The organism is Streptomyces sp. NPDC056948, from assembly GCF_042674225.1.
GTDB classification, from domain to species: Bacteria; Actinomycetota; Actinomycetes; order Streptomycetales; family Streptomycetaceae; genus Streptomyces; species Streptomyces purpurascens.
The window spans coordinates 1-5,800 of record NZ_JBHUQX010000516.1; the positions used below are offsets into that span (position 1 = coordinate 1).

Here is a 5,800-nt window from a genome sequence, read left to right on the forward strand (position 1 = left end):
CGGGCACCACCCGCGGGGGGGTCTGGTTCGCGTGGCCGTGGTGGCCGCCCGCCACCCCGGCGCCGCCGACGCCGAACCCGCCCGCCCCCCCGGGCGGCTGCCGCCGCCCGGACGGGTCGGTCACATACAGGTGCCAGCCGGGCAGTGCCCGTCCGACGGAGCGGGTGGCGGCGAGTGCCAGTCCCCGGGTGAGGGTCTGCTCGGTGACGTGGACCGTCGTCTCCGTGATGCCGAACATGTTCACCATCCGGCAGACCGACTCGGGGTGCCGGTCGAACCAGGGCAGCAGCATGCGCGCATCCAGCGGCTCGCCGCCGAAGACGACCATACGGACCGAGACCCGGGTGTGGTCGACGTCCAGCAGCTGGGCGAAGGCCGACGGGGTCTGGCTGAGCACGGTGACCTTCTCGGCCACGAGCAGATCGCGGAAGCGCTCGGGTTCGCGGGAGACGAAGTACGGCACCACGACCAGCCGCCCGCCGGTCAGCAGGCACCCCCAGATCTCCCACACCGAGAAGTCGAAGGCACTGGAGTGGAACCAGGTCCACACGTCGTCGGTGCCGAAGCCGTACTCCTCGCGGGTCGCGTCGATCAGGGCGATCACGTTGCGGTGCGGCACCTCGACGCCCTTGGGGCGGCCGGTGGAGCCGGACGTGTAGATGGCGTAGGCGGCGGCGTCGGGCACGGTGGCCGTCGGCAGGACAGGGGCGTCGGCGAACTGCTGGGCGGCGTCCAGCAGTTCGTCGGGAGTGGCAGGCAAGCAGCCCGCGACGTCCGGGAACTCCGGTAGCCGGGTGACCACCACCCGCAGTCCCGCGTCCTGTGCCGTGTGGGCGATGCGGTCCGCAGGGTAGGCCGGATCGACGGGTACATAGGTCGCGCCGGCCTTCAGTACGGCGAGCAGGGTGACGACGAGTTCAGCGGTGCGTTCCAGGCATACGCCCACGCGGTCGCCGGCCGTGACGCCGCGCTCGCGCAGGCCGTGGGCCAACCGAGTCGACCGCTCGTCCAACTCGCCGTAGGTGAGACCGGCCGCGCCCTCGGTCACGGCGATGCGCTCCGGTGTCGCCCCCGCGATCCGCGCGAACGCCTCGGGTACGGTCACCGGGGTGGTGACCAGCGGGCGGGACGGGCGGCCGAGTGCCGCTACACGGTCGCGTTCGGCTTCGTCGAGCAGATCGACGTAGTCGACCGCGGTCCCGGGCTTGGTGAGGATCATCCGGTGCACCCGCACCAGGTACCGGGCGAACTGCGCGGCAATCTCGGTGGATACATGGCCGCTGACGTGGTCGCAGCGCAGCCGCCAGCCGTCGGCGTCCTTGAAGACCGACAGGGTGAGCGGGAACGGCGGTGCGAGGCAGGGCACGTACGCGCCAGGGAGTTCCGCCTCGTCGAAAAGCAGACCGGCGAGTGCGGGTCCGTCCGCGGGGAAGGGCTTCAGCTCACCGAGCGTGGCGGCCTCCGGCACAGTGAAGGTGCCGTGGTCGGTGCCGATGACCGGGGTGGTCTCGGGGTCGTGCCGGCGCAGGGTCACGGCGAGGGCGGCGAGCCAGCTTGCCTCGTCGCCACCGTCGTCGAGGGCGAAGAGGTGCGGGCGGGCGGGGCCTTCGTCTGCCAAGCCCCAGGCGGGTGCGGGTGTGGACGCCCTGGGTGCGAGTGCCGGGGTGGCGGAGCGGCCCGCTTCCGGACCAACGGACTCACGGGCCTCCGGCTCTACGGACTCGCCGACTGCCAGCCGTCCGAGAGCTGCGCGGTCCCACTGGTCCCGCGCGGCCACCAGGACCAGATCGTAAGTGCCGTCGGCGTATCGCAGCAGCACCCTGCGCAGTCCCTCGGTCGGGCGGGCGAGTTCGTCGGCGCGGCGGCGCTCGGCGAGCGGGTCCTTCGCCGGCACAGGTACGTCCTCGATCCACAGTCCCGGAGGGGTTGTCGGATGCGGCCGGCGGTCCATGCGGATGCGGACCGCGTGGCAGCGGGCCGCGGCGGGGAGGGGGCCATACACGGTCGTACTCCTTGTTGGCGCGGGGATTTGTTCCGGGGATTCCGGAGAGGTCGTCCGGGGAGTCGTTCGGGAAGGGCGGATGCGGGGGTGAGCTCAGCGGATGGTGAATCCGCCGTCCACGGTCAGGACCGAGCCCGTGATCTGCCGGGACTCGTCCGAGGCGAGGAAGACCACCGCGGCGGCCACGTCCTCGGGCTCGATCAGCGCGTTCATGGGCTGCGCCTCGACGAAGGTCTTCTCGTGCTCGTGCACCGGCACTTCGAGCGCCCTGGCGATCTCGGCGAGCATCCGGCCCTCGGCCTGCGCGTCGTCGCGCACCGACCCCGGACACACCGCGTTCACGCGCACCTTCGTCGGTGCGTAGTCGAGCGCCGCCGCCTTGGTCAGTCCGACGACGGCGTGCTTGGCGGCGACGTACCCGGCGAAGTGCCGGTAGCCCACGAGTCCTGCGGTGGAGGCGACGTTGACGATGCTGCCGGTGCGCCGGGCGCTCATCGCCTTGCCGACCTCGCGGATCACACGCCAGGCCCCGGAGAGGTCCACGTCGATCATCAGGGACCACTCCTCCTCGTCGATCTCGTGCACCGGCTTACCCGAGGGCGCGGCGATACCCGCGTTGTTCACGGCGACGTCGATCCGGCCGAACCGGTCCTCGGCGCGTGTCACGGCCTCCCGTACAGCGCGCAGGTCGCGGATGTCGGCCTTGGAGGTGAGGACGGCCGCGCCCGCCTCCCGGCACAGCGTGGCCGTGTGCTCCAACTGACCCGGTGTGCCCAGCGGGTAGGGCACACCGGGCAGGTCGGCGCAGATGTCCAGCAGGGTGAGATCGGCGCCCTCGGCGGCACAGGCGAGCGCGGTGGCCCTGCCCAGTCCGCGGGCGGCGCCGGTGACGAGGACCGACTTGCCGTGCAGACGCATCGGGAACTCCTTGAAAGATCAGGTGGGTTGAGGGAAGAGAGGAGGGTGACTGCGGGCGGGGTTACAGGACCGTCGAGACGATCAGCCGAACCAGCGCGGGCGCGGCGTCGGTGAGGTACATGTGGCCGCCGGGGACCTCGACGTGCTCGAAGTCCCGGCCGGCGACCTTGCTCCAGGACTCGGCGTCGTCGTAGCCGACGAGGTCGTCGTCCTCGCCCCGGACGACCGTGAGCGGGGCGTCCAGCGGGAGGCCGGTGGAGGGCGTGTAGTTCTCGTGCATCTCGACGTCCGCGCGCAGGGCGGGCAGGACCATCTCACGCATCTCCGGGTCGTCCAGCGCGGGATGGTGGTAGCCGGCGAACTCTCCGACCTGGGCGAGGAACTCCTCGTCCGACAGACCGGTGGCCCGCCGCTCGCGCCCCCGGGCCGGTTCCGGGGACCCGCTGACGAACAGGTGGACCAGCTCGACGCCGGGCTCGGGGGCCAGCCGGTGGGCGAGTTCGTAGGCGAGCACCGCGCCGAGGCTGTGCCCGAAAAGGGCCACCCTGCCTCCGTCGTCGCCGAGCCGCTCCCGCAGCTCGGCCAGCAGACCGTCGACGGCCTGGTGCGCGTCCCGGTACGGCTCCTCGTCGATCAGCCGTTCGCGGCCCGGCAGTTGCAGGGGCACGATCTCCACCGCGTCCCCGGCCAGCGCCGTCCAGGGCCGGTAGAAGGAGGCGCCCGCCCCGGCGTACGGCAGGCAGATCAGCTTGGTCGTGTCATGCGTGGTCATGGGTGCGGGTGTCTCCTTGTGAGTGAGGTGCTTCGTGCGTGCCTTGTGGGCGAGGAGTTCCGGGGCGCGGGTCGGACGCGAGCAGACCGGAGAGCTCCGCCGCCTCGACGGCGATGCGCAGCGCCCCGGCGGCACGGTCCGGGCCGGGCAGCCCGGGGCCGACCGGCATGACGTTGAGCGTGGTGGCCCCGGCCTCGGCGAACGCCGTCATCCGCTCGGCGATCCGCTCCCGCGGCCCGAGCAGCGAGGTGGCGTCGAGGAAATCTAGCGGTACGGCGGCCATGGCACCGGGATAGTCACCGGCCAGGAACCGCTCCTGCACGGCACGGGCCTCGGCGCCGAAGCCCATGCGCTCGGCCAGCCGGGTGTAGTGGTTGTCCTCCCGCCCGCCCATGCCGCCCAGGTACAGCGCGGCGTACCCCCGCACCCGGCGTGCGCAGGCCCGCCAGTCGGCGCCGGTCACCAGGGGCACGCCGGGGGCGATGTCGAACCCGTCGAGGGTGCGCCCCGACTTCGCGAGGCCGGCCTTGAGCGGCTCCAACTGCCGGTCGGCGTGGGCGGGAGAGAAGAAGACCGGAAGCCAGCCTTCGGCGATCTCCCCGGCCAGCTCCAGGTTCCTCGGGCCGAGCGCGGCGAGGTAGACGGGGATCCGCTCGCGCTGCGGCCGGATGGTCAGGGCGAGTGCCTTGCCCGGGCCGTCCGGCAGCGGCAGCGTGAAGTGCCGGCCCGCGTACTCCAGGGGCTCCCGGCGCAGCGCGCGGCGCACCAGGTCGACGTACTCCCGTGTACGGCCCAGCGGTGAGCCGAATCTGACGCCGTGCCAGCCTTCCGAGACCTGCGGCCCGGACACGCCGAGGCCGAGCCGAAGCCGTCCGCCGGACAGGGTGTCGAGGGTGGCGGCGGTCATCGCCGTCATGGCGGGCGAGCGGGCCGGGATCTGGAGGACCGCGCTGCCGACGTCGATGCGGGAGGTGCGGGCGGCGATCCAGGACAGCAGGGTGACGGCGTCGGATCCGTAGGCCTCCGAGACCCACACCGCCGAGTAGCCGAGGTCCTCGGCGAGGGAGGCGAGCGGGAGGTTGGAGGCGTCGTTGCCGCCGACCCAGTAGCCGAGGTTGAGGCCGAGGCGCAGGGTGGGGACGGTCATGGGGGCTCCTGTGCGGGGCGGGCGCGGGGGTGGTCGAACCGGTCCTGTTGGGGCGCGAGGGCGGTCGCGGTCAGCGGTTCGTGCGAGTGCGGTAACGCCAGGTCGACAGAGTGACGAAGACGGTGATGAGCAGCACCGAGCAGGCTGTGGTGTACAGCGCGGGATGCTGGGCGGGCCAGTCGTACCGCACCCGGAAGCCGGGCGGTGGTGTGTTGCCGAAGAGCAGGCGAAGCGCATTGGCCAGCGAGGTGATCGGGTTCCAGGCGGCCAGGGTGGACAGCGGGCCGGGCAAGGAGGAACCGGAGACGAACGCGGAGGAGACGAAGGTCGCCGGGAACAGCCAGATCAGGCCAAGGCTTCCGGCCACCTGCGTGTTCGGCGCGATGAGGGCGACGTACACGCCGATCCAGGACATCGCGAAGGAGAACAGCAGGGCCAACAGGATCCCGGCGGCGACCTCGAACGGGCCGGTGTGCGGGCGCCAGCCCATCAGCAGACCGCAGGTGGTGGTGACGGCGACGCTCGCCACGCAGGTGGCGAGGTCGGACGTGGTCCGGCCGAGCAGCAGCGCCACGCGGGAGATCGGCAGCGCGCGGAAGCGGTCGACCATGCCCTGCTCAAGGTCCCTGGAGAGCCCGAGCGTGGTGAACGTGGTGGTGAAGGCCACCGTCTGCGCGAGCAGCCCGCCCACCATGTAGGAGCGGTAGGCCGGGCCGCCGAGACTGTTGCCGAAGACGTAGCCGATGAGCATGGCGTACACGACCGGCTCGACCAGACAGGTGATCAGCAGCCCGGAAGTGCGCCGCAGATGCAGCAGGTTGCGCAGCGCGAGGTCGGCGCTCTCGGCGAGCACGCGCAGGGCGGGATCGCGCCGGGCGCGAGTGAGGGAGGGGCGGGTCGCCGGTGCCTGTCGACGCGGGTTGCGGGTGCCGCGCACCTCGGTGGTCGCCGTCATCAGGCC

The 5,800-nt window shown here is 72.3% G+C and carries 5 protein-coding genes; all 5 read right to left on the bottom strand.

Annotated features, from left to right (window positions below; genetic code table 11):
• On the bottom strand, positions 1-2,002 hold a 2,002-nt coding region (locus ACFTZL_RS39890; protein WP_382593920.1), incomplete at its 3' end, for an AMP-binding protein.
• 93 nt (positions 2,003-2,095) lie between these two features.
• Entirely contained in the window at positions 2,096-2,920 is an 825-nt protein-coding gene (locus ACFTZL_RS39895; RefSeq protein ID WP_382593923.1) for an SDR family oxidoreductase, read from the bottom strand.
• Between the two features lie 61 nt (positions 2,921-2,981).
• Positions 2,982-3,692 carry a thioesterase II family protein gene (locus ACFTZL_RS39900; protein WP_382593926.1) on the bottom strand — a complete coding sequence of 237 codons (711 nt, stop codon included), beginning with the start codon at positions 3,690-3,692 and terminating at the stop codon, positions 2,982-2,984.
• Complete coding sequence (locus ACFTZL_RS39905; protein ID WP_382593929.1) at positions 3,679-4,839, bottom strand: LLM class F420-dependent oxidoreductase; 1,161 nt, start codon at positions 4,837-4,839, stop codon at positions 3,679-3,681. The genes ACFTZL_RS39900 and ACFTZL_RS39905 overlap by 14 nt, the downstream gene beginning before the upstream one ends.
• A gap of 70 nt (positions 4,840-4,909) precedes the next feature.
• Positions 4,910-5,800 (bottom strand): ABC transporter permease (locus ACFTZL_RS39910; protein ID WP_382593932.1); only part of this gene is annotated, 891 nt, incomplete at its 5' end.